Consider the following 21,202-nt stretch of genomic DNA (forward strand, 5'->3'; position numbering starts at 1 on the left):
GTTCGAGAGACAAGGAGCTGACGAGTTGATGACCCGGCTGTTCAGTAGGACACCCGGATGTGCTCCAGGCCCTGGAACCGGGCGGTGCCCCCCCGCTTGATGCCCGTCTTCTGGCACCAACCGCCGGGGACCTCGAGCACGTACCGGCTGGGGATGCCCACCTGCCGCCGCACGAGCGAGCGCGGGGCGGCGTTCTCCACGATGCCCACGATGCGCCCCGCCGCGTTGATGAAGAGCAGATCGAGCGGAATGAGCGTGTTGCGCATCCAGAAGGCCTGGATCTCCTCCTCGCCGGGGAAGATGAACAGCATGCCCTGGCCCTGGGGCAGTTCCTCGCGCCACATCAATCCGCGCGTGCGGGCATCGGAGGTGGCGGCCACTTCCACGTCCACGCCGTGAACGACTCCGTCCGCGCCCTCGAGCAACACCCGGGCCCTGGGCAGCTTGGGCCCCACCGCTTCCTTCGCCGTCACATCCGTCCCCGTCCGGGTCGGCGCGGCCACCGGCTTGTCCCGGGCCTCGGGCGCCTGGAAGGACGCGAGTCCCACCACGGCCCAGAGGGCGCGCGCCCACCCGCGTCCGCTCATTCCATCTGGAGCTGCTTGTTGAGCAGCTTCTCGGTGAGCTGCGTGCCCAGGCTGTCCGCCATGAGCCGCTCCACCACGCCCTCGAACTCACCGCGCTGGCGATCGTCGTTGTAGATGAAGCGGATGCCCATGCCGGGCTCCTCCGCGTCGCCCTGGCTCCAGACCACCTCGCCCAGCAGCTCGAAGGGCCCGTCGCGCTGGGGCACCGTCAACTTGAACAGGAAGCGCGTGCCGATGGGCAGCGGCTTCTTCGTCTTGATGAAGGTCCCCCCCTTGGAGATGTTCTTCGTGTAGTCGGCGAAGAACGAGTTGAGCTTCTTGTAGTCCACCTTCAGCTCGATGGGCGCGCGGTTGAATTGGCGGTGCTCCGCCCCTGTCTTCTGTTCGGCCATGCGCGGAGGAGTATAGGAGAAGGTCATGCGACAAGTCCTCATTCGTGCCAGGAACCTCCTGCGGCGCCCCGCCGCCGGGCTGTCGGCCGGGCTCGTCGCCCTGGGTGGCTCGGCGCTCATCTTCCTGCCCCTCTTCGGGGTGCCCGGCCTGGAGCTGGGGCTTGCCCTGAGCATCGGAGTGGGTCTGCTCGGAGGGGGCCTCGGTGTGGCCTCGGTTCACCAGGAGCGACGCCTGCTGGCCGGGCAGGCCGCCCGTCCGGAGCCCACTCCCACTGGAATTCCCGAGGGAGCCTCGGCCCGCCTCGCCTGGAGGGCCCTGGCGCCCGCCCTGCTCCTGTCCCTGGCGGTGCTCGTGCCGCCCTTCCTCTCCGCCACGCTCTACGCCTGGCTGGGGACGAAGTGCGACCCCTTCGCCCTGGTGGCCTTCTATCCGCTGCTCACCGTGCCCTCGGCGGGGCTCGCCGCCACAGTGGGCGTCTTCTGCGGCTTCGCCACCCTGCGTGCCGGAAGGGGCTTGCTGCTCTACCTGGGCATCGTCCTGATGTCGCTGTGCGTCACCGTGTGGCCCATCGTCTTCGGGCCCCAGGTCTTCGCCTTCAACGCCTTCCTGGGCCACCTGCCGGGGCCGCTCTATGACGAGGTGCTGTCCATCTCCCCGGCCCTGCTGTGGTTCCGCGCGGAGACGCTGCTGCTCGCGCTCGGCGTCCACGCGCTCACCGTGTTGTGCCTCGACGCCTCCCAGGCCCGGCTCGGCCGGCCGCGGCCACGCTCCGGGCCCCTCCTCATCGGCGGTTTCGTGCTCGCCGCGGTGCTGCTCCTGGAGGTGAACGCGCCGGAGCTGGGCCTGCGGATGACGGACAGCGCCCTGCGCGAGCGGCTGGGCGGCGAGCGCGAGACGAAGCACTTCGAGTTCATCTACCCGCGCGGCATGCCCCGCGAGGACGTGGAGCGGCGGGCGAGGGACCTGGAGTTCCGCTACGATCAGCTCGCGCGCTTCCTCGGTGGCGCGCCCGAGGGCCGCATCCGCGTGTGGCTCTACCGCACGGACGCGGAGAAGCAGGCGCTGGTGGGCGCGGGCCGCACCCAGTACGCCAAGCCCTGGCGCCTGGAGCTGCACATCAACGGGCGCGACTTTCCCCACCCCACGCTCAAGCACGAGCTGGCGCACGTGATGGCGGCGCCCTGGGGCAGTGGCCCCTTCCGCGTCACCACCCGGCTGGGCCTCTGGCCGCTCATGGGCGTCATCGAGGGCATGGCGGTGGCGGCGGACAACCCCGTGCAGGGGGAGCTCGCACTCGACGAGTGGGCCGCGGGCATGCGCCGGCAGAAGCTGGCGCCGGACCTGCGCAAGCTCGTGGGCCCCGAGGGCTTCTACCAATCCGCTCCCGCCCGCGCGTACACCCTGGTGGGCTCCTTCCTGCGCTTCCTGGCCGACACCCACGGCCCGGAGAAGCTGCGCGCCCTCTATGCCCACGGGGACTTCGAGGCCGCGTACGGCCGGCCCCTGGACGCGCTCGCCACCGAGTGGGAGCGGCACCTGGACGCGCTGCCCCTGGACGAGGCCACGGTGAACCGCGCCTTCCAGCGCTTCCGCACCGGGAGCCTCTTCTCGCGCGCGTGCGCCCGCGAGGTGGCGCGCCTGCAGGACGAGGCCCGGCAACTGCTCGCCAGCGAGCCCGAGCGCGCGCTCACCGTGTACGAGCGCGCCGCCCTGCTCCAGCCCCAGGAGCCCTCCTTCCTGCTCGGCCAGGCCACGGCCCTGGATCGGCTGGAGCGGCCCGACGAGGCCGCCGCGGTGCTGGCGCGGCTGGCCGGCGAGGTGAAGGGACAACCCGCCCTGGAAGCCGAGGTGGCGCTCGCCCAGGCGGACGTGGCCGCCCGGAGCGGACAGGTGGCCCCGGCGCGCGCCTTCCTCGAGCAGGTGCTCACACTCGCGCCCAGCCCCGAGGTGACGCGCACCGCCCAGGTGAAGCTCGCCGCGCTGGACTCGCCCGTGCGCGCGGCCCTCCAGGGCTACTTCCAGGACGAGGCCGAGGAGCTGCGGCTCCTGCGGCTGTCCACCGCGCTCCAGACGGCGCCCCAGGACGTCTACCTGCACTACCTGCTCGGCCGGCGTCTGCTCCAGGTGGGCGCGCCCCGGCCCGCCCTGCGCCACCTCACGCTCTCCCTCGAGGGCGCCCCGCCCGACGCCATCCGCCGCGAGGCCCGCCGGCTCCAGATGCAGGCCGCCTACCTCGGCGGGGACTGCGGCGCCGTGCGGCATCTGGCGGGCAGCGCTCCCGGCGAGAGCACCGCCCTGCGCGCCCTGAGCGCCGAGTGGGCCGAGCGCTGTGACTTCGACGCACGACAGTTCGGCGGCCCCCTGGTGCCCCGCGATGCTTTCCGCTAGACGCGCCGGGTGCTCCGGCACGGGGAATGCATTTCCCCGCGCGCGGTTGCCCCCTTCCACGGAGACCCCATTCTCATGAACGTCCGTCCGTTGCTTGTCAGTGCCCTGCTGGTGCTCTCGGCCTGTGGGCCCCACTTCATCCCGGGCACGCAGATCGCCGACACCCGGGACACGCGCGCCATCCTCGAGGTGATGGAGCGCTTCCGCTCGGCGATCGAGGCGCGCGACGCCAAGGCCATCGAGGGGCTGGTGTCCAAGTCGTTCCGGGACAACTCCGGCACCGAGGATCCCCAGGACGATCTCACCGCCGGGAACCTCGCCCAGGTGCTCCCGGAGATGTTCTCCCGGCTGGAGAATCCCCGGGTGGACATGGACATCCGCCGGGTGGACGTGAAGCCCGATGGAGCGGCCGTCGTCATCTACTACTGGAACTCGAGCTGGCGCGCGCCGAGCCTGCTCGACAAGCCCCAGCGCGACTCGGAGCTGGAGCAGATGGTGCTCCAAAAGGAAGACGGCACCTGGCGCATCGTCTCCGGCATCTGAGCCGGCCGGCCGCGCGCGCTCAGAGGCCCACGAGCGCGCGCAGGCCCTCGGGCCCCATGCCCACCAGCAGGCGCGCCCGGGCCAGGTAGGTGCGGAAATCCTTGGGTGCCAATTTGTCAGGCGGCAGGCCGGACAGGTGGAAGTCCCGGATGCGGCTGGCGGTGTAGCGCACCGCCCCGAAGAGCGCGTGGCCGAAGAGGTTGTCGCGCTCCACGGGCATGAGGGTGCGCTCCACCTGATAGCCGCGCAGCAGGGCCCGGCACAGCTCCGGCCGGTAGGCCCCCGCGTCGAAGCACCACGCGTTGAGGGTGATGGCCACGTCCAGCGCCAGGGCGTCCTGGCACGCCATCTCGAAGTCGAAGAGGGCGCTCACCCGGTCTCCCAACCACTTCACGTTGTCCAGGAAGATGTCCGCGTGGATGACGCCGCGCGGCTCCAGGCCTCCGCGCGAGGCCTCGGCCCGCGCGAGGTCGTCCGTGAGCTCCCGGGCGATGGAGGACAACTCGGCGTCCGGATGCCGCGCGAGCCCGTCCAGCCAGCCGCCCACCACCTCGGCGCCATAGGGGTTGGAGCGCGTCCCCATATAGGAGGCGCCCAGGCGATGCAGCTTGCCCAGCTCCAGGCCCAGGGACTCCAGGTGCTCGGCCGTCAGCGCCTCGCGCGTGAGCTCCTCGCCCACGAGCCACGCGAAGACGCACACCCGGCCGCCCTCCAACTCCAGGAAGGGCACACCCTGGCGCGTGTGGACGAGCCGGGGCGAGGGGAAGTGCGACGCGTTGAGCAGGGAGAGCAGCCCCGCCTCGAAGCGGAGATCCTCCGCCGAGCGCACCGTGGTGTGGCGCACGAAGAAGCGGCCCGCGCTCGTCACCAACCGGTAGTTGGTGTTGATGGAGCCCTGGGGAATGCCCGCGAACTCGCGCACGGAGCCCAGGCCATAGGCCTCCGCCAGCCGGGTGAAGGCCGCCGCGTCGAGCGAGGTGTAGAGCGCCATCGAATGTCGTCTCCCCGGCACAAGGGCCGTCCAGGAGGCTTCCCCGCGTTGCCGACCCGCGAGGGCGTGCCTATCTACGAGCCGCCCATCGTGACATTCCCAACCCGCTGAAACCATTCATATTTTTTTGGAGGCCCCACCATGGCCGCGTCGAATGCGAACTCCGGCGGACCGCGGGACTGGCGCAAGCGCGAGAGCCCGGCCAGCGCGCTGGCGCAGGTGGGACTGGCGGCGGTGGTGCTGGCGGGCGCGGTGGTCTACGTGGTGCACCGGGGCGGCGTGCGCCAGGAGGTGGACACGCGCTTCAAGGCGGCGCGCATGCTCGCCCAGCGCGACAACCCGGCGGACCTTCGTCAGGCCCTGGTGGAGCTGGACGCGCTGCTGAAACTGGACACGGACGCGCGAGACGCCCTGGCGCTGGCGGCGGACGTGAACGCCCGTCTGTGGCTCGAACACCGTCAGCCCGAGGCGGAGACTCCGGCCCGCTCGCACCTCGCGCGCGCCGAGGCGTTGGACTCGCGCTCCGGCGAGCGCTACGCCACCCATGCGTGGCTCCTGCTCGCCGATGGCAAGGCCGCGGCGGCGGACAAGTACCTGATGGATCTCCAGCGCCAGGGCGCCAAGAGCCCCAAGCTGTCCCTCGTCGAGGCCCGGCTCCTGCTGTCGCGCGGGAGGCTGTCCGAGGCGCGGCAGGCCTTCTCCCGGGCGCGCGAGGCGGCCTGGCGCGAGCCCCGCTACGCGGCGGCCCATGGCGAGGCCCTGCTCGACGAGGGGCTGTACGCCCAGGCCACCGAGGCCCTCAAGAAGGCCACCACCGCCAACCCCGAGCACCTGCGCGCGCGCCTGACCCTGGCGCTCGCCCAGCTGTACCTGGACACGGGGCGGGACGAGGCCCAGGCGACGGTGGAGGACGCGCTGCGGCACCCGGAAGCCCTCACCCCGCCGCTGGCGGCGCGAGCCCACGCCGTGCGGGCCGCGCTGGCGCTGGCGGAGGGCAAGACGGACGAGGTCCTGACGGCCTCCGACGCGGCGCTCGCGGCGTCCCCGGACGAATTCCATGCCCTCTTCCTGCGCGCCCAGGCCCTGGCGCGAAACAAGAATCCCGGCGCCCGCGCCGCCTTCGAGGCCACGGTGGCGAGGCGGCGCACGGCGCCCCTGCCCTACCTGGACGGCGCGCGGGTGCTCCAGGAAACGGGTGACAGCGAGGGCGCGCTGTCGCTCCTGGATGCCTACGAAACCACCTTCCGCGATGTCCGCGTCACCACCGCGCCGGGCAAGACATCGAGCGCCCTGGAGCGGGATGATCGCTACTGGCTCACGCGGGGACAGGTGCTGGAGGCCATCGCCCACGGAGAGGAGGCCCTGGTGGCGTATGACCGGGCCCTGGCCGCCAAGGGCGTGAACCGGGCCCGTGCGCAATACGCGAAGGCGGCGCTGCTGCTCGCCCGGGGGGACTCCACCACCGCCCGGCCCCTGCTCGCGGAATTGGCACCGGACGACGGCATGGGGACGATGCCCGAGGCGTACGAGGCCCTGGGCCGACTGCTCTTCGCCCAGGGGGAGTTCTCCCAGGGCTGTCAGCGGCACTACCTCGGGCTGAGCCGCGCCCGGCAGCAGGGCGCGCCCCTGGAGGCGCTGCGGCGCCAGGCGCTGGACGTGGAGCAGCGGCTGACGGACGCCCATCAGCCCGCCATGGCCAAGGCCTGGAAGAGCGAGACGGAGACGCTGCTGCGCTAAGGGGCGGGCGTCAGAACAGCTCGCTGGGACTCATGCTCCGGTGCCGGGCCTGGACCGCTCGCCACTCCCCGTCGTCCTCCTTCTGGAAGGAGCCCTCGATGAGGTAGGCGCTGAGCACGCTGTCACGCGCGAGGGTCTCCAGCGTGTCCGCCTGCGAGCGGCCGAAGATGATCTTCACCTGCACGTCACCGCGTGACGGGTTCACCTCCGTCACCTGGAGATCCTTCACGAAGACGCGCACCCAGTTGCCGCGCAGCACCTGACCGAGCAGCACGCTCTTGAGCTGCTGCTTGTTCCAGCCCTCGCCGGACTCGAAGGAGTCGGACACGCCGTCCATCAGCGCGGCCATGTCCTTGCGCTCGGCGGCGTCGGTCATCTGGACGATCTTCTGGGTGATGGCTTCCTTCACTCCCGGCTCCTCACGGGGCCAGAACGCCAGCACCGCGCCCGCGGCCACGAGCGCCAGCACCACGCCCACCACCTGCCCTCGCGACAAGGTCATGGCGCGGCCTGACCGTCCGTCTCCAGCAGCTCGTCCGCGTCGAGGATCTCCGCGGGACGCAGCGCCTCGCCGATCTGCTTGAGCCGGCGGTCGGACAGCTGCTCCAGGTACTTCTGGATGTGCGGGTACGCCTTCACCAGCTCGTGGAAGGCCGTGCGCGCGAGGAAGGCCGTGGCCGTCTTGCGCGAGGACACCACCGTGGCCGTGGCGCGCAGGCCCGTGAGCAGGGAGATCTCCCCGGCCACCTCGCCCTCGCGCAGCACGCCCAGGCGCACGGCGCCTCCGGCGGGGTCCTCCTTCTGCACCACCAGCTCACCGGCCAGCACGAGGAACAGGCCCGGGGAGTGCTCACCCTCCACCAGCACCTGCTCGCCGGGCTGCAGGGCCCGGAAGGAGAAGCGCTGGAAGAGCGCGGAGCGCTCGGACTCGGGCATGGGCTGGAACAGGGGCGAGGTGGCGGTGAGGTTGCGCTCCATGCGCTTGTGCGCGAACTGGGCGAGCACCTGCGGCACCGAGGGGAAATTCTTGGCCACGGCGTTGAGGTGCTCGCGCCGCAGCTCGAACACCTCCATCTCCACCACCGCCGTCACCGTGGCGGTGGGAGGCGCGCCCGTGAGCAGCGACAGCTCGCCGAAGATGGAGCCGCCTCCGAGGAAGCCCAGCGTGCGCTCCTCGCCCCCCACCTTGCGCGTCACCTCGGCCTTGCCCGCGACGATGACGTCCAGCCGATCCGAGCTGTCGCCCTCCGCGCTCACCACCTCCTCGGACTTGAAGGAGCGGTAGCCCATGCGGATGACGAGGTCGATGAAGGCGTCCAGCTCCAGCTCGGCGAAGAGCGGCAGGGGCGGCCGATCATCCGGGTTGGCGGAGCCGCCCGGGTCCGGCGCGGCGAGCACCTCGATGGCGCGGTCGCTCAGCTCCTCGCCCGACATGCCCATCAGGTCCGTCTCCACCTTGCCGTCGTAGAGCGTCTCGGGGGGCAGCGGCGGCGGCACCGAGGCACGTCCCGCGGCGCTGCGCGAGGCGCGCGCGTGCAGCCGCACCAGCGTGTCGCGCAACCGCCGCTCCTGCGGGGCCAGCTCCAGGCCCAGCTTGCAGGCCGCCATCGCGGACAGCAGGTAGTCGCGCCGCAGCAGCCCCTCCGCGCAGGCGTGGTAGACGGTGACGGCGCGCTCGCGCTCGCCCAGCTCCGACAGACACCGGGCCGCCAGCATCCGGGCGCGGTGATCCGCGGGGACCCGGCGCACCGCCTCGGCGAACACCGCCAGGGCACGCTCGAATTGACGGTCCTCCAGCAGATCCAGCCCCAGCTCCCGCAGCGATGACTCGTTCATCCCACTCCTCCTGGAATCCGAGCCACCACCCTACTCCACCCGGCTAGGGAGAGACCTCCTGAAGTTGCGCGTCCGCCCGGCTCTTCACCTCGGAGCCCTCCGCGGCGAGCCGGGAGACCATCCGGAACGTCTCCAGGGAGCGCTCGGGATCCCGATCGCGCTGCATGTAGGCCTGCCGGTACACCGTCTCCAAGCGCGCCTGGATGGCGTCCAGGCCATCCAGGGCGGCGGTGTCACCCGGGTCCAGGCGCAGGGCCTCCTTGAAGAAGCCCGTGGCCCCCACCAGATCGTTGCGCGCCAGGGCGCCCTTGCCCGCCACCACGGACGTCTTCGCGAGCTGGCCGTTGATGGAGTCCCCGAGCGGGCTCTTGAAGCCGATGCGCTGGTACAGCTCCGCCGCCGAGCGCAGCGGGCGCGCCGCGGCCTCCAGCGAGTTCGCCTGCATCTTGCGCTGGGCGTCCTGGTAGTAGCGCGCGAACTCGGGGATGAGCTTCTTGAGCAGACGGGCCCGGTCGCGGATCTCCTTGTCATCCGAGTTGCCGTCGATGACCCGGTCACACTCGAGCGCCGCGCGCGAGTAGTCACCCGCGTCGAAGCGCGTCTGCACGGGGAGGAAGGCGGCGAGGATGAAGGCCGCGCGCTCCTCCTGGGCCCGGCGAGCCGCGGCGGCGCGCCGGTTGCGCTCCTGGGCGGCCGAGTCCGTGGCCTCCTGGGCGAGCTCCGCCTCCAGCTCCGCCACCTTGCCCAGGTACGTCACCTGCTGATCCACGGGCAACAGGGCGATGAGCGCCCGCGCGGCCTTGGGATCCCGCGCCGCCAGGGCGTCCTCCACCTGCTTCACCTGGGCGGCGAGTCGCGCCTCGGCCAGCTCGGCCTCGAGCTTCGTGCGCGTCTCCTCGGTGCTCTGCGCGGTGCCATGGGGCGTGGCGTCCAGCAGGGTGCCCGCCTCGTCGAGCTGGCCCTCGGCCAGGAGCGTGCGCACCCGGGTGAACGCCTCCACGATGGACAGCTCCGTGCGCGCCGCCTGCAGGAAGCCATCCGTGCTCACGCCCGGAAAGAGCGAGTCCGCCTCGGTGGCCAGGTTCACCGCCTCGGCGTAGTCACCGCGCCGGAAGGCGTTGCGCGCCTCCTGCAGCATGCGCGTGGCCTTTTCCTTCTTGAGGCTGACGGGCGGTGGCGGCGGGGGGCCCCGCTTCACGAAGAGCACACCTCCGCCAATCAGGGCGAGCACCAACACGAGCACGCCCGCCACCGCCAGGCGCAGGGGATCGTTCTTGCGCGCCTCGCGGCGGGGAATGTCCCGGAGGGCGCGCACCTGCGTCTGCCCGTCACCGCTCGGGACCGGGGTGCCCATCTTCACCGTGGAAGGATCCTGCGCGGCGGCGGCCTCGGCGGCGGCGGCCTTGGCGGCGGCTTCCTCCTCCGCCTTGCGCGCGGCCTCGGCGGCCTCCTGCGCCTCGCGCTCCGCCCGCTCGTCCTCCTCCTTCTGCTTGCGCTCGGCTTCCTCCACCGCGAGCCGCTTGCGCTTGAGGCGCTCCAGCTCATCGATGAAGCGCAGCTTCGTGCGGCCAATGTGGATGACATCGTCGTGGTTGAGGAGCACGTCCTCCACGCGCGTGTCGTTCACCCGGGTGCCGTTGCCGCTGACGAGGTCGCGCAGCATCACCCCGCTCGAGCCGCCGTACACCAGCTCCACGTGGCGGCGCGAGACGGACTGGTCCGAGAGCGTGAAATCGCAGTCCTGGCCGCGGCCGATGACCATGCGCACGCTCCGGAAGCGCTTGCGCCGGCCCTGATCCGGTCCCTCGATGATCTCCAGAGTCAGGGGAGGCCCGGCCCGCGTGGATTCCGAATTGTCGTCGTCCTGGGCCAGCTCCGACTCGTCGAACTCCTCGTCGCCCGCCTCCCCGCTGTCCTCATAACCCCGCGCTTGCTCATGCGAATCGCCAGACGGCGTGCGCAGCTGGGAGCGGATGCGGGTGTTGTCCTGCGACTCGTGTCCCTGGGAATCAGACGAGGATCTACGGGAAGGAGGGCGGCTGGGGGGAGGCATGCGGTCGCGCATCTTACGATGGCTGCCCCGCCTTGGGTGCAACCCCACCGAATCCCGGGGCGCCCGCATGACGCGGGATGTCATTTCAACCAGTCCACACCTGGGGCCCCACCCCCTCTTGCCAGAACAACAAGGGGATGACTCCCAGCGCACGATGCGAAAGCATGAGGCGCTTGGACCCGGTTTTCCCGACCCCGATCGAGCACCCCTATGACCGCACCGTCCCCGTCGACCCTGGACTTCCAGGTCCTCTTCGAGGCGGTGCCCGCATCCTACCTCGTCCTCACCCCCCGCTTCGACATCGTCGCCGTCAGCGACGCCTACCTCCGGGACACGAGAACCCGGCGGCAGGAGATCCTCGGACGGGGCGTCTTCGAGGTGTTTCCGCACAACCCGGACGACCCGGACGCCACCGGTCCGCGCAACCTGCGCGCCTCGCTCGAGCGCGTGCTCCAGACGCGGGCCCCGGACACCATGGGCGTGCTCAAGTACGACATTCCGCGTCCAGCGGCCGAGGGCGGAGGCTTCGAGGAGCGCTACTGGTCCCCCGTCAACACGCCCGTGCTCGATGACTCGGGAGAAGTCCTCTACCTGCTGCACCGCGCCGAGGACGTGACGGAGTTCGTCCTGCTCCAGCGCCAGGGAGTGGAACAACTCCAGCGCAACGAGCGGCTCCAGGCGCGCACGGAGGAGATGGAGCTGGAGAACTATCAGCGCGCGCGCCAGCTCCAGGACGCCAACCGCCAACTGCTCCAGGCCAACGAGAAGCTCGGACGGCTCAACCAGCGCCAGTCCGAGTTCTTCGCCAACGTCAGCCACGAGCTGCGCACGCCCCTGGCCCTGGTGCTCGGACCGGTGGAGGATCTGCTCGCGGGCCGGGCGGGCGCCCTGAGCGAGCCGGTGCGTGACGAACTGGAACGGCTCTCGCGCCACGCCGCGCGCCTGCCCCGGCTCGTCAACGCCCTGGTCGACTTCTCCCGTCTGGAGTCCGGACATGACGAGGCGGACTTCGAGCCCCTGGACCTCGCCGCCGCCACCGAGGAGCTGGCCCAGGGCTTCCGCCCGGTGGTGGAGCGCGCCGGGCTGACGCTGACGGTGGACTGCCCGCCCCTGAGCCAGCCGGTCCACGTGGACCGGCGGATGTGGGAGAAGATCGTCCTCAACCTCGTCTCCAACGCCTACAAATTCACCTTCGAGGGAGGGCTCACCGTGCGGCTGCGCGAGCGGGGCGGCCGCGCGGTGCTGGACGTCATGGACACGGGCACGGGCATTCCCCCCTCGGACGTGCCCCACCTCTTCGAGCGCTTCCACCGCGTGCGGGGCGCCCGGACGCGCAGCCAGGAGGGCATGGGCATCGGGCTCGCGCTCGTGCAGGAGCTGACGCGGCTGCATGGCGGCGGCGCCCGGGTGGCCAGCGTCGAGGGACAGGGCAGCACCTTCACGGTGGACCTCCCCCTGGGCACGGCCCACCTGCCACGGGAACGCCTCACGCCGGCCCCTTCGTGGCCGCGTCCCTTTCTCACGACCGAATCCCAGATGGAGGAGGCCTGGCGCTGGCGGGTCGACGTGCCCCCACTCCCGGCTCCGGAGGCACGCCCCGCCCCCACGCCCGCTCCCATGCCCCGGCAGCCCCGGCCCCGCGCGAGCCTGCTGCTCGCCGACGACAACGAGGACATGCGCGACTACGTGCGCCGGGTGCTCGCCTCGGAGTTCGAGGTGGTGGACGTGGAGGACGGACAGGCCGCGCTGGAGTCGGCGCTCGCCCACCCGCCCGACCTGGTGCTCACCGATGTGATGATGCCGCGCCTGGATGGCGTCGGGCTGCTGCGGGCACTCCGGGCCGCGCCCCAGACCCAGCACCTGCCCATCCTCCTGTTGTCCGCGCGCGCGAGTGAGCAGTCGATGCTCGAGGCCCTGGAGTCGGGGGCGGATGACTACCTCGTCAAACCCTTCTCCGCCCAGGAACTGCTCGCCCGGGTGCGCTCGAACCTGGAGCTGGTGCGCATGCGCCGCGAGGTGACGCGCGAGCGCGCCCACACGGAGAGCCTCGCCGAGGCGATCCAGGCCCGCGATGACTTCCTGTCCGTGGCCTCCCACGAGCTGCGCACCCCCCTGGCCACCTTCCAGCTGCACCTGGACATCGCCGAGCGCGGCCTGCGCGAGGCCCAGCAGCACCAGGCCGTCGAGCGGCTCGTCCGGGCACGGCGCTTCGTGCGCCGGCTGGCCTCGCTCGTGGATCTGATGCTCGACGTGTCTCAAATCACCAGCGGCCAGCTCACCCTGGTGCGCTCGCGCGTGGACCTCTCCGAACTGCTCGGAGAGGTGACGCCGCTCGCCGAGGAGGAGGCGCGGCGGGCGGGCACGGCGCTCGAGGTGCACGTGGAGGGCGCGGCCCAGGGCGATTTCGATGTCCCCCGGCTCTCGCAGGTGTTCCACAACCTCCTGTCCAACGCCCTCAAGTTCGGCGCCGGGCGCCCCGTCCAGGTGCGGCTGAGGCCCGACGGGCAGCTCGTCCACCTGGACTTCGTGGACCATGGCCTGGGCATCCGCGCCGAGGACAAGGCCCGCATCTTCGAGCGCTTCGAGCGGGCGGTGTCCGCCCGCAACTACGGCGGCCTGGGCCTGGGCCTGTGGGTGGCGCGCGAGGTGGTGGAGGCCCACGCGGGCCGCATCGAGGTCGCCGACACGCCGGGCGGCGGCACGACCTTCCACATCACCCTTCCCCTGGCTCCGTCCCCGTCCGTCGAAAGGTAGCCGTCCCATGGCCGCGAAGACGCCGCGCAAGAAGACCGCCAGCCCCGCCACGCCCCGCAAGCCCCGGCGCAAGAAGGCCGAGCCCGCCTCCCGGGGCCTGACCCCCGCCGAGGTGGCGAGCGAGGCCCACGCGCCCGCGCCGGAGCTCATCCAGGGCATCCTCGAGGACGGCGGCCAGGTGCTCGGCCAGTACCGCGACCCCCTGGGCGGACACACCGTGGTGTTCGCCGCCCTGCCCATCGACAAGGTGGAGCCCACCCCCTACCAGCGCGACGTGTCCGAGCCCCACGTCAAGCGGCTGGCCACGGCCATGGAGCGCCTGGACCGGTTCCTGGACCCCATCATCGCCATCCGCAAGGAGGGCCGGTACTGGACGCCCAACGGCAACCACCGGCTCCAGGCCTCCAAGCTCCTGGGGGGCAAGGCCATCATGGCCCTGGTGCTGCCCGAGGAGGACGTGGCCTATCAGATCCTCGCCCTCAACACGGAGAAGGCGCACAACCTCAAGGAGCGCTCGCTCGAGGTCGTCCGCATGCTGCGCGGCCTCACCGGCGCGCGCGCCGGCCGCGAGGCGGAGTTCGCCCACCTCTTCGAGGAGCCCGCCTTCCTCACGCTCGGGGCCGCGTACGAGAAGCGGCCGCGCTTCTCCGGGGGCGCCTACCACCCCTTCATCAAGCGCGCCGAGACCTTCCTCCCCCTGCCCCTCGCCGAGGCCCTCCAGGTGCGCGAGGCCCGCGCGGACCGGCTCCTGGAGCTGGATGACGCCGTGGCCCACGTCGTGGACGCCCTCAAGCAGCGCGGCCTGCAGAGCCCCTACCTCAAGAATTTCGTCGTGGCGCGCATCAACTTCCTGAGATTCAAGAAGGAAGGCCCCGTCGAGTTCGACCCCACGGTGACGAAGATGATTTCCAGCGCCCGCAAGTTCAACCTGGACAAGGTCAACCGCGAGGACCTGGGCCGGATGAGCGGCCCCCTCCTCGGGTCCGAGGACTCGGAATAGGGATTGCAGGTCCGCGCCCGCCATGACGACACCCACCCCCACCGTCCTGGTCGTCGATGACGATCAAGCCAACCTGGACTCCGTCGCGCGCATCTTCCAGCGCGAGGGGCTGGAGACGCTCACCGCCCACAACGGCACCGAGGCCCTGGAGCGGCTGCGCCGGCCCGAGGTGAGCGTCATGGTGACGGATCTGATGATGCCCGGCATGGACGGGCAGGAGCTGCTCAAGGCCTCGCGCACCATCCGCCCGGACGTGGAGGTGGTGCTGATGACGGCCTACGGCACGGTGGAGACGGCCGTGGCGGCCATGAAGGACGGCGCCTACGACTTCATCACCAAGCCCCTCAAGCGCCACGCCCTGGTGAAGGCCGTGCAGAAGGCGCTGGAGAAGCACGATCTGGCGGCGGAGAACCGCGTCCTCAAGGCGAAGCTCGCGGAGATGGGCGGCCCGGGCGGTCGCGCCATGGTGGGCCAGTCCCCCGCCTTCCGGGCGATGATGGACACCCTGCGCCAGGCGGCTCCGTCCACCGCCACCGTGCTGCTGCTGGGCGAGTCCGGCACGGGCAAGGAGCTGGCCGCGCGCGCCCTGCACGAGCAGTCCCACCGGGCCAAGGGCGCCTTCGTCGCCATCAACTGCGGCGCCCTGCCCGAGAGCATCCTCGAGGCGGAGCTCTTCGGCGTGGAGCGCGGCGCCTTCACCGGCGCGGTGTCCCGCCGCGAGGGCCGCTTCGAGCGCGCCCACGGCGGCACCCTCTTCCTCGACGAGGTGGGGGAGATGCCCCTGAGCGCCCAGGTGAAGCTCCTGCGCGTGCTCCAGGAGGGGGAGCTCGAGCGTCTGGGCGGCACGCAGACCGTCAAGGTGGACGTGCGCGTCGTGGCCGCCACCAACAAGGACCTGGTGCGCGAGGTGGCCGAGGGACGCTTCCGCGAGGACCTCTACTACCGCCTGCACGTGGTGGAGGTGCGCGTGCCCGCGCTCGCCTCGCGCCGCGAGGACATCCCCCTGCTGGCCGACGCCTTCCTGCGCCGCTTCGCCTCCAAGAACGCCAAGGCCCTGCGCGGCTTCTCCCCGGAGGCCCTCTCCGCCCTGGAGAACTACGCCTGGCCCGGCAACGTGCGCGAGCTGGAGCACGCCGTGGAGCGCGCCGTGGTGCTCGCCCGGAGCGACGTGCTGGAGGTGGGAGACCTGCCGGAGACCGTCCGCAAGGGGCCCGTCGGCTCCGCCGGACAACTCGTCATCCCCATCGGCACCCCCATGGAGGAGGTCGAGCGCCGGGTGATCCACGAGACCCTGCGCCACACCAAGGGCGACAAGACGCTCGCCGCCCGCCTGCTGGGCATCGCCGCGCGCACCATCTACCGCAAGCTCGAGCGCGAGGCCTCCGAGACGCCCGGCTCGGAAGGCCCCCCGCCCTCCCCCACGGAGTGACAGCGCGTCAGGCGCGCGGCCAGTGCGTTGACATTTTGTCGCGCGCCGCCGCGCCGTGGACTGCTGCTCCCGGCGGTCTGGCTTATTCCGGAATGATTTCAAGGACTTGGCTGTAAGGCTGGGGTTGCCTGTTCCCCTTCGCGGATGGCACTTCACTTGCTCAATCCCGGGCAGGCCTTTCCTGGACGTGTGATGGAACTCTTCTTCCGCAAATACTTCTGGACCGTGAACCTGGTGTTCATCCTGCTCGTGGCCTTCCTGGCGGCGCGCACGGTGAACCTGTTCGTCGAGGCCGCGATGACGCCCCTGCCCTCGGGCGAGGTGGCGGCCCGGCAGAAGGCCCAGCCCACCGAGACGCTGGCCTCGCTGGACCTCAAGCGCCTGTCGGACGTCACCGGCATCAAGGTGCCCGAGCCGGATCCCGTGGTGGCCGAGCCCACCACCCCCGACGTGGACCCCAACGCCGCCCCCGTCAAGAGCAGCCTGCGCGTGAAGCTGCTCGGCACGCTGGTGGCCAGCGACAAGCTGTGGAGCGTGGCCTCCATCCAGGACATGAACAACCAGCGCTCCACCACGTACATGGTGGGGGACCGGGTCCAGGGCGCCGAGGTGATCGACATCGAGCGCCTGCGCGTCATCATCATCAACAACGGCCGCAAGGAGTTCATCGACGGCCAGCCCGGAGACGGCGCCGCCGTGGCCAGCTACACGCCGCCGCCCCTGCCCAGTGGTCCGCCCGTGCAGGCGCCCAACGTCAACGGCAGCGGCATCCGCGCCGTGGGCGAGAACGACTACGAGGTGCCGCGCTCGGAGATCGATCGCACGCTGGCCAACCTCAACGACGTGGCCATGCAGGCGCGCATCGTGCCGGCCTTCAAGGACGGCCAGGCCCAGGGCTTCAAGCTCTTCTCCATCCGCCCCGACTCCATCTACTCGAAGATCGGCGTGCAGAACGGCGACGTCATCAAGCGCATCAACGGCTTCGACCTCAACAGCCCGGAGAAGGCGCTCGAGGTCTACACCAAGTTGAAGGAAGCCTCGCGGATCGAGATCGACTTGGAGCGCAACGGCTCGCCCGTCCACAAGAACTACACCATTCGTTAACCCCGCCGTACCCCACCCTTCCATGAAGACGCTTCCGTCCAGCTTGCTCCTGCTGTGTCTCCTGGCCATGGCGCCGCCCGCGCTCGCCCAGCGCCGCAACCTCGGTGGCCAGACGCCCGAGGCCGCGCCCACCGACCGGCAGATCGCCCCGCAGGGGGGCTCCACCAATCCCGAGTCCGGGAGTACCGGGGTCCGGCCCACGCCTTCGTGCGAGGAGGTGCGCCGCCGCGCCCGCTACAACATCTACTTCGACAAGGTGGACATCGAGAAGCTGGTGCAGACGGTGTCGGACGCGACCTGCCGCACCTTCATCCTGCCGGAGAACGTGCGCGGGAAGATCTCCATCCTCGGCCCGGAGAACGGGCGCGTGGAGGTGGACGCGGATCAGTTCTACGCCGCCTTCCTCGCGGCGCTCGACGCCAACGGACTGTCCGTCTACCAGCACGGCCGCTTCCTCAAGATCGTGGACAAGCGCGCCGCCAAGCAGAACCCCATCCCCACGCTCCTGGACGATGAGGCCGGCTACACGACCAACGAGCAGATGATCACCAAGCTGTTCCGCATCAAGAACGTGGAGGTGGAACCTCTGCGCGGCGTGCTGCAGCAGCTCGTGTCCAAGGACGGCGACACCATCCCGTACCCGCCGGACATCATCATCATCAACGACGTGGGCTCCAACGTGCGCCGCCTGGAGCGCATCATCGACCAGTTGGACACGCGCTCGGCCAGTGACGAGGTGCGCATCATCCAGGTGCAGTACGCGACGGCGCAGGACATCGCCGCCACGGTGCAGAAGCTCTTCGAGCAGAAGGGCGGCGCGCCGGGCGGACAGGTCAGCCGTGGCCCCCGCGGCACCCCGGCGGTGATGACGCCCCCGGGCGGCTCCATGGGCGAGACCATGCCCACGGTGGGCCCCACGGGCTCGGAGGGCGCGGGCGGACCGGTGACGTTTTCCCAGATGATCCCCGACGAGCGCACCAACAAGCTCATCGTGGTGGCCAGCCCCGCCGCCTTCGAGCGCATCCAGAGCCTCGTGCGCGAGCTGGACATCCCCACCGCGGGCACGGAGAAGATCAACGTCTACCCGCTGGAGAACGCCAACTCGGAGGAGCTCGCGAGCACCCTGCAGACGCTCTCCCAGGGCAACACCTCCACCCCTGGCCGGCGCCCCGTCCCCGTCCCCACCGCGCCGGGCGTGCCCCGCCCCGCGGGCGCCACGGGCGCCGCCGAGCTCTTCTCCGGCGAGGTGAAGATCTCCGCGGACAAGGGCACCAACTCGCTCGTCATCATCGCGAGCCAGAGCGACTACCGCAGCCTCGTGAAGGTCATCCGCCAGCTGGACAAGCCGCGGCGCCAGGTGTTCGTCGAGGCGGTCATCATGGAAGTCAACCTGGACCGCAACAACGACTTCGGGTTGAACCTGCACAGCGGCTACTCGCTGGCCACGCCGCTGGGCACGGGCTCGGGCCTGCTCGGCACGAAGTACACCTCCTCGGGCCTGCCTCCGTCCTTCTCGCTGGCCAACCTGGCCAGCTTCGGCGGCTTCCTCGCCGGTCTCCAGGGCCCCGTCATCCCGGAGCTCAAGGCGCTGGGCATCGACATCCCCTCCTTCGGCCTCGTGCTGCACGCCTTCCAGCAGAGCTCGGACGTGAACGTGCTCTCCACGCCCCACCTGCTCACCAGCGACAACGAGGAGGCGGAGATCACCGTCGGCCAGAACGTGCCCTTCCAGTCCGGCTTCAACCCCACGTCGCTGGGCACCGGCTCGGGCCTGGGCACGGGGCTCGGCGGCACCACGGGCGTCGGCTCGCTGCTGGGCTCCCTCGGCGGCCTGGGCAGCCTCTACGCCCCCATCACCCGCCAGAACGTGGAGCTCAAGCTCACCATCAAGCCGCAGATCAACGAGAGCGACTTCATCCGCATGGCCATCACCGAGCAGACGGAGGAGATCGCCTCCACGGACCCCGTGCTCGGCCCCACCACCTCCAAGCGCAGCGCCAAGACGACGGTGGTCGCCAAGGATCAGGAGACGGTGGTCATCGGCGGCATCATGCAGGAGCGCACCATCGAGTCCGTGTCCAAGGTCCCGGTGCTGGGAGACATCCCGCTGCTCGGCCACCTGTTCCGCTCGAACAACCAGCGCAAGGCGAAGACGAACCTGCTCTTGTTCCTCACGCCCTACATCATCCGGGAGCAGTCGGACTTCCGGCGCATCTTCCAGCGCAAGATGGCCGAGCGGCAGCAGTTCGTGGAGCAGTTCTACGGCCAGGTGGCCGGCTACGACGTGCCCGTGGACTTCAGCCGCAAGAGCGGGCCCCTGGGCCGCATGCGGCGGGTGCTCACCACCGAGGAGCAGAAGATCGAGAATGGCGGCCCCGGACAGGCCGGTGAGCGCATCCTGCGGCCGTCCGGTGGCTCGAGCGCCCCCTCGCCCGGGTCCCCCGCCAGGGAAGTCTCGCCGGGCCCGGAGGGTTCCATGACTCCAGCCCCAACGGAGGAGCCCGCGGTGGTGCCGCCTCCGTACACCCCGCCTCCTCCGGAGAATCCGGAGGAGCTTCGCATCCAGCCGGGTACCGGAGACCAGGGATAGCCCATGAGCCTGCTCGCAGACGCCCCCCCCGCCTCGCCCATCGCGGACGCCACCCAGGTGGTCTCCCACGGCCCCGCCTTCCTGTGTGGACGGCCGCTGGGGGAGATCCTCCGCCACACGAGTGGCCTCTCGGAGGACAAGCTCCAGGAGGCGCTGCAGCACCAGGCCGAGAAGGGCGGCCGGCTCGGGGAGATCCTCGTGGCCCAGAAGATCCTCACCGAGGAGGACGTGGCCAAGGCGCTCGGCCTCCAGCTGGATCTGCCCTACCTCGCGCGCATCTTCGTGGAGGAGGTCAACCCGGAAGTCATCAAGCGGGTGCCCATCAACTTCGCCAAGACGGTGCGCATCCTCCCCCTGTTCGAGGAGGAGGAGGCCGTGGTGATCGCGGTGGCGGATCCCCTGGACACCACCGTGTTGGATCACGTGCGGATGCTGCTGGGCAAGGACGTCCACCCGCGCATCGCCCTGGGCTCCACCATCACGGACGCCATCAACAGCGTCTACGACCGCGCCACGAACGAGGCCGAGCAGCTGGTGGACCAGTTGCACGCGGAGAACCTGGACTCCATCGCCCAGGAGATCGACGAGGCCAAGGACATCCTCGACGACGAGGGCGACGAGGCCCCCATCATCCGGCTCGTCAACTCGGTGCTCTTCCGCGCCGCCAAGGAGCGCGCGAGCGATATCCACATCGAGCCCATGGAGCGCGAGCTCATGGTGCGCTTCCGGGTGGACGGCGTGCTGCAGGAGATCATCAAGCCGCCCAAGCGCTACCAGAGCGCCATCGTCAGCCGCGTGAAGGTCATGGGGCAGCTGAACATCGCGGAGAAGCGCCTGCCGCAGGACGGCCGCATCCGCATCAAGCTGGCCGGCCGCGACATCGACATCCGTCTGTCCACCATCCCCACCACGTATGGCGAGCGCATCGTCATGCGTCTGCTCGACAAGAACACGACGCTCCTGGACCTGACCGAGCTGGGCATGGCGTCCCAGATGCTCGAGCAGATGGAACACGTCATCCGCCGCCCGCACGGCATCGTCCTGGTGACGGGCCCCACCGGTAGCGGCAAGACGACCACGCTCTACGGCGCGCTCTCGCGCATCAACACCCCAGACCTCAACATCCTCACCGTCGAGGACCCGGTGGAATACCAGCTCAAGGGCATTGGCCAGATGGCCATCAGCCCGAAGATCGGCCTGACGTTCGCCCAGGGGCTGCGCTCCTTCCTGCGTCAGGACCCGGACGTCATCATGGTGGGCGAAATCCGCGACAAGGAGACGGCGGAAATCGCCATCCAGGCGTCGCTCACGGGCCACCTGGTGTTCTCCACGGTCCACACCAATGACGCGGCGAGCGCCATCACCCGTCTGGTGGACATGGGCGTGGAGCCCTTCCTCGTGGCCTCGTCCCTCACGGGCATCCTCGCCCAGCGCCTCGTGCGCCGCGTGTGCCCGGACTGCCGCGTGCAGTACTCGCCCACCGACGAGGAGCTCAAGGAGATTGGCCTCAACCGGGTGACGCTGCGCGAGCGCCACGGCGTGGACAAGATCTACAAGGCAGCCGGCTGCCCCTCGTGCAGCCAGAACGGCTACCGCGGCCGTACGGGCATCTACGAGCTCCTGCTCGTGGACGACACCGTGCGCCAGCTCGCCCTCAAGAACGTGGACTCCTCCACCATCAAGAAGGCCGCTGTCGGCAACGGCATGCGCACGCTCCTGGATGACGGCGCCCGGAAGATCGCCATGGGCGAGACGACGATCGCCGAGGTGCTGAGCATCACCCAGGAAGACCTCTAA

General features: G+C 70.6%; 15 protein-coding genes. 9 read left to right on the plus strand and 6 right to left on the minus strand.

Annotated elements, in window-relative coordinates; all coding sequences use genetic code 11:
* Nucleotides 1-41: 41 nt before the first annotated feature.
* Complete coding sequence (locus MEBOL_RS04020) at nucleotides 42-587, minus strand: DUF192 domain-containing protein (RefSeq protein WP_095976164.1); 546 nt, start codon at nucleotides 585-587, stop codon at nucleotides 42-44.
* On the minus strand, nucleotides 584-1,006 hold the full coding sequence (locus tag MEBOL_RS04025; RefSeq protein WP_281256639.1) for a TIGR02266 family protein: 423 nt from the start codon (nucleotides 1,004-1,006) through the stop codon (nucleotides 584-586). Before MEBOL_RS04025 ends, MEBOL_RS04020 begins: the two co-directional genes overlap by 4 nt.
* Between MEBOL_RS04025 and MEBOL_RS04030 the strand changes: the two genes are divergently transcribed.
* Nucleotides 1,005-3,368, plus strand: a complete 2,364-nt coding sequence (locus MEBOL_RS04030) for a hypothetical protein (RefSeq protein WP_095976165.1) — start codon at nucleotides 1,005-1,007, stop codon at nucleotides 3,366-3,368. The two genes, MEBOL_RS04025 and MEBOL_RS04030, sit on opposite strands and share 2 nt — an antisense overlap.
* Before the next feature lie 75 nt (nucleotides 3,369-3,443).
* Entirely contained in the window at nucleotides 3,444-3,911 is a 468-nt protein-coding gene (locus MEBOL_RS04035) for a YybH family protein (RefSeq protein ID WP_095976166.1), read from the plus strand.
* Nucleotides 3,912-3,930: 19 nt separating this feature from the next.
* Here the strand turns inward: MEBOL_RS04035 and MEBOL_RS04040 are convergent, their stop codons facing one another.
* A complete protein-coding gene (locus MEBOL_RS04040) occupies nucleotides 3,931-4,902 on the minus strand; it encodes a homoserine kinase (RefSeq protein WP_095976167.1) in 972 nt (323 codons plus the stop codon).
* 141 nt (nucleotides 4,903-5,043) lie between these two features.
* Here MEBOL_RS04040 and MEBOL_RS04045 point away from each other — a divergent pair, with 141 nt between their 5' ends.
* A complete protein-coding gene (locus MEBOL_RS04045) occupies nucleotides 5,044-6,639 on the plus strand; it encodes a tetratricopeptide repeat protein (RefSeq protein ID WP_095976168.1) in 1,596 nt (531 codons plus the stop codon).
* A 10-nt stretch (nucleotides 6,640-6,649) separates the two neighbouring features.
* On the opposite strand, the gene MEBOL_RS04050 is transcribed toward MEBOL_RS04045, so the two are convergent.
* The 3 genes from MEBOL_RS04050 to MEBOL_RS04060 are packed head-to-tail and all read right to left on the minus strand — an operon-like array spanning nucleotide 6,650 to nucleotide 10,528.
* The gene (locus MEBOL_RS04050; protein ID WP_095976169.1) at nucleotides 6,650-7,141 is read right to left on the minus strand and encodes a hypothetical protein; all 492 of its coding nucleotides are present in this window, start codon (nucleotides 7,139-7,141) and stop codon (nucleotides 6,650-6,652) included.
* Nucleotides 7,138-8,475 carry a cyclic nucleotide-binding domain-containing protein gene (locus MEBOL_RS04055; protein WP_095976170.1) on the minus strand — a complete coding sequence of 446 codons (1,338 nt, stop codon included), beginning with the start codon at nucleotides 8,473-8,475 and terminating at the stop codon, nucleotides 7,138-7,140. Before MEBOL_RS04055 ends, MEBOL_RS04050 begins: the two co-directional genes overlap by 4 nt.
* 43 nt (nucleotides 8,476-8,518) lie before the next feature.
* Entirely contained in the window at nucleotides 8,519-10,528 is a 2,010-nt protein-coding gene (locus MEBOL_RS04060; RefSeq protein WP_170115442.1) for an FHA domain-containing protein, read from the minus strand.
* Nucleotides 10,529-10,738: 210 nt separating this feature from the next.
* On the opposite strand from MEBOL_RS04060, the gene MEBOL_RS04065 reads away from it, so the two are divergent.
* The 6 genes from MEBOL_RS04065 to gspE all read left to right on the plus strand — a co-directional run bounded on the left by MEBOL_RS04065 (nucleotide 10,739) and on the right by gspE (nucleotide 21,202).
* Entirely contained in the window at nucleotides 10,739-13,282 is a 2,544-nt protein-coding gene (locus MEBOL_RS04065) for an ATP-binding protein (protein ID WP_095976172.1), read from the plus strand.
* Nucleotides 13,283-13,289: 7 nt separating this feature from the next.
* Nucleotides 13,290-14,282 (plus strand): ParB/RepB/Spo0J family partition protein, encoded by a 993-nt coding sequence (locus MEBOL_RS04070; RefSeq protein WP_095976173.1) that lies wholly within the window; start codon nucleotides 13,290-13,292, stop codon nucleotides 14,280-14,282.
* Nucleotides 14,283-14,304: 22 nt separating this feature from the next.
* Nucleotides 14,305-15,711, plus strand: a complete 1,407-nt coding sequence (locus MEBOL_RS04075; protein ID WP_095976174.1) for a sigma-54-dependent transcriptional regulator — start codon at nucleotides 14,305-14,307, stop codon at nucleotides 15,709-15,711.
* 192 nt (nucleotides 15,712-15,903) lie between these two features.
* Nucleotides 15,904-16,815 carry a type II secretion system protein GspC gene (gene gspC, locus MEBOL_RS04080; protein ID WP_095976175.1) on the plus strand — a complete coding sequence of 304 codons (912 nt, stop codon included), beginning with the start codon at nucleotides 15,904-15,906 and terminating at the stop codon, nucleotides 16,813-16,815.
* Between the two features lie 22 nt (nucleotides 16,816-16,837).
* Nucleotides 16,838-19,405, plus strand: coding sequence for a type II secretion system secretin GspD (gspD, locus tag MEBOL_RS04085; RefSeq protein ID WP_095976176.1), 2,568 nt, complete (start codon nucleotides 16,838-16,840; stop codon nucleotides 19,403-19,405).
* Between the two features lie 3 nt (nucleotides 19,406-19,408).
* Nucleotides 19,409-21,202, plus strand: a complete 1,794-nt coding sequence (gspE, locus tag MEBOL_RS04090) for a type II secretion system ATPase GspE (protein WP_095976177.1) — start codon at nucleotides 19,409-19,411, stop codon at nucleotides 21,200-21,202.

It is taken from the genome of Melittangium boletus DSM 14713 (genome assembly GCF_002305855.1).
GTDB lineage: Bacteria > Myxococcota > Myxococcia > Myxococcales > Myxococcaceae > Cystobacter > Cystobacter boletus.

Bases quoted from the DNA above. Each gene is read 5' to 3' on its own strand.
- MEBOL_RS04070 (WP_095976173.1), top strand. From the start codon at position 13,290: ATGGCCGCGAAGACGCCGCGCAAGAAGACCGCCAGCCCCGCCACGCCC.
- MEBOL_RS04065 (WP_095976172.1), top strand. From the start codon at position 10,739: ATGACCGCACCGTCCCCGTCGACCCTGGACTTCCAGGTCCTCTTCGAG.
- gspD (WP_095976176.1), top strand. From the start codon at position 16,838: ATGAAGACGCTTCCGTCCAGCTTGCTCCTGCTGTGTCTCCTGGCCATG.
- MEBOL_RS04055 (WP_095976170.1), bottom strand. From the start codon at position 8,475: ATGAACGAGTCATCGCTGCGGGAGCTGGGGCTGGATCTGCTGGAGGAC.
- gspC (WP_095976175.1), top strand. From the start codon at position 15,904: ATGGAACTCTTCTTCCGCAAATACTTCTGGACCGTGAACCTGGTGTTC.
- MEBOL_RS04020 (WP_095976164.1), bottom strand. From the start codon at position 587: ATGAGCGGACGCGGGTGGGCGCGCGCCCTCTGGGCCGTGGTGGGACTC.
- MEBOL_RS04060 (WP_170115442.1), bottom strand. From the start codon at position 10,528: ATGCCTCCCCCCAGCCGCCCTCCTTCCCGTAGATCCTCGTCTGATTCC.
- gspE (WP_095976177.1), top strand. From the start codon at position 19,409: ATGAGCCTGCTCGCAGACGCCCCCCCCGCCTCGCCCATCGCGGACGCC.
- MEBOL_RS04045 (WP_095976168.1), top strand. From the start codon at position 5,044: ATGGCCGCGTCGAATGCGAACTCCGGCGGACCGCGGGACTGGCGCAAG.
- MEBOL_RS04075 (WP_095976174.1), top strand. From the start codon at position 14,305: ATGACGACACCCACCCCCACCGTCCTGGTCGTCGATGACGATCAAGCC.
- MEBOL_RS04030 (WP_095976165.1), top strand. From the start codon at position 1,005: ATGCGACAAGTCCTCATTCGTGCCAGGAACCTCCTGCGGCGCCCCGCC.
- MEBOL_RS04035 (WP_095976166.1), top strand. From the start codon at position 3,444: ATGAACGTCCGTCCGTTGCTTGTCAGTGCCCTGCTGGTGCTCTCGGCC.
- MEBOL_RS04025 (WP_281256639.1), bottom strand. From the start codon at position 1,006: ATGACCTTCTCCTATACTCCTCCGCGCATGGCCGAACAGAAGACAGGG.
- MEBOL_RS04040 (WP_095976167.1), bottom strand. From the start codon at position 4,902: ATGGCGCTCTACACCTCGCTCGACGCGGCGGCCTTCACCCGGCTGGCG.
- MEBOL_RS04050 (WP_095976169.1), bottom strand. From the start codon at position 7,141: ATGACCTTGTCGCGAGGGCAGGTGGTGGGCGTGGTGCTGGCGCTCGTG.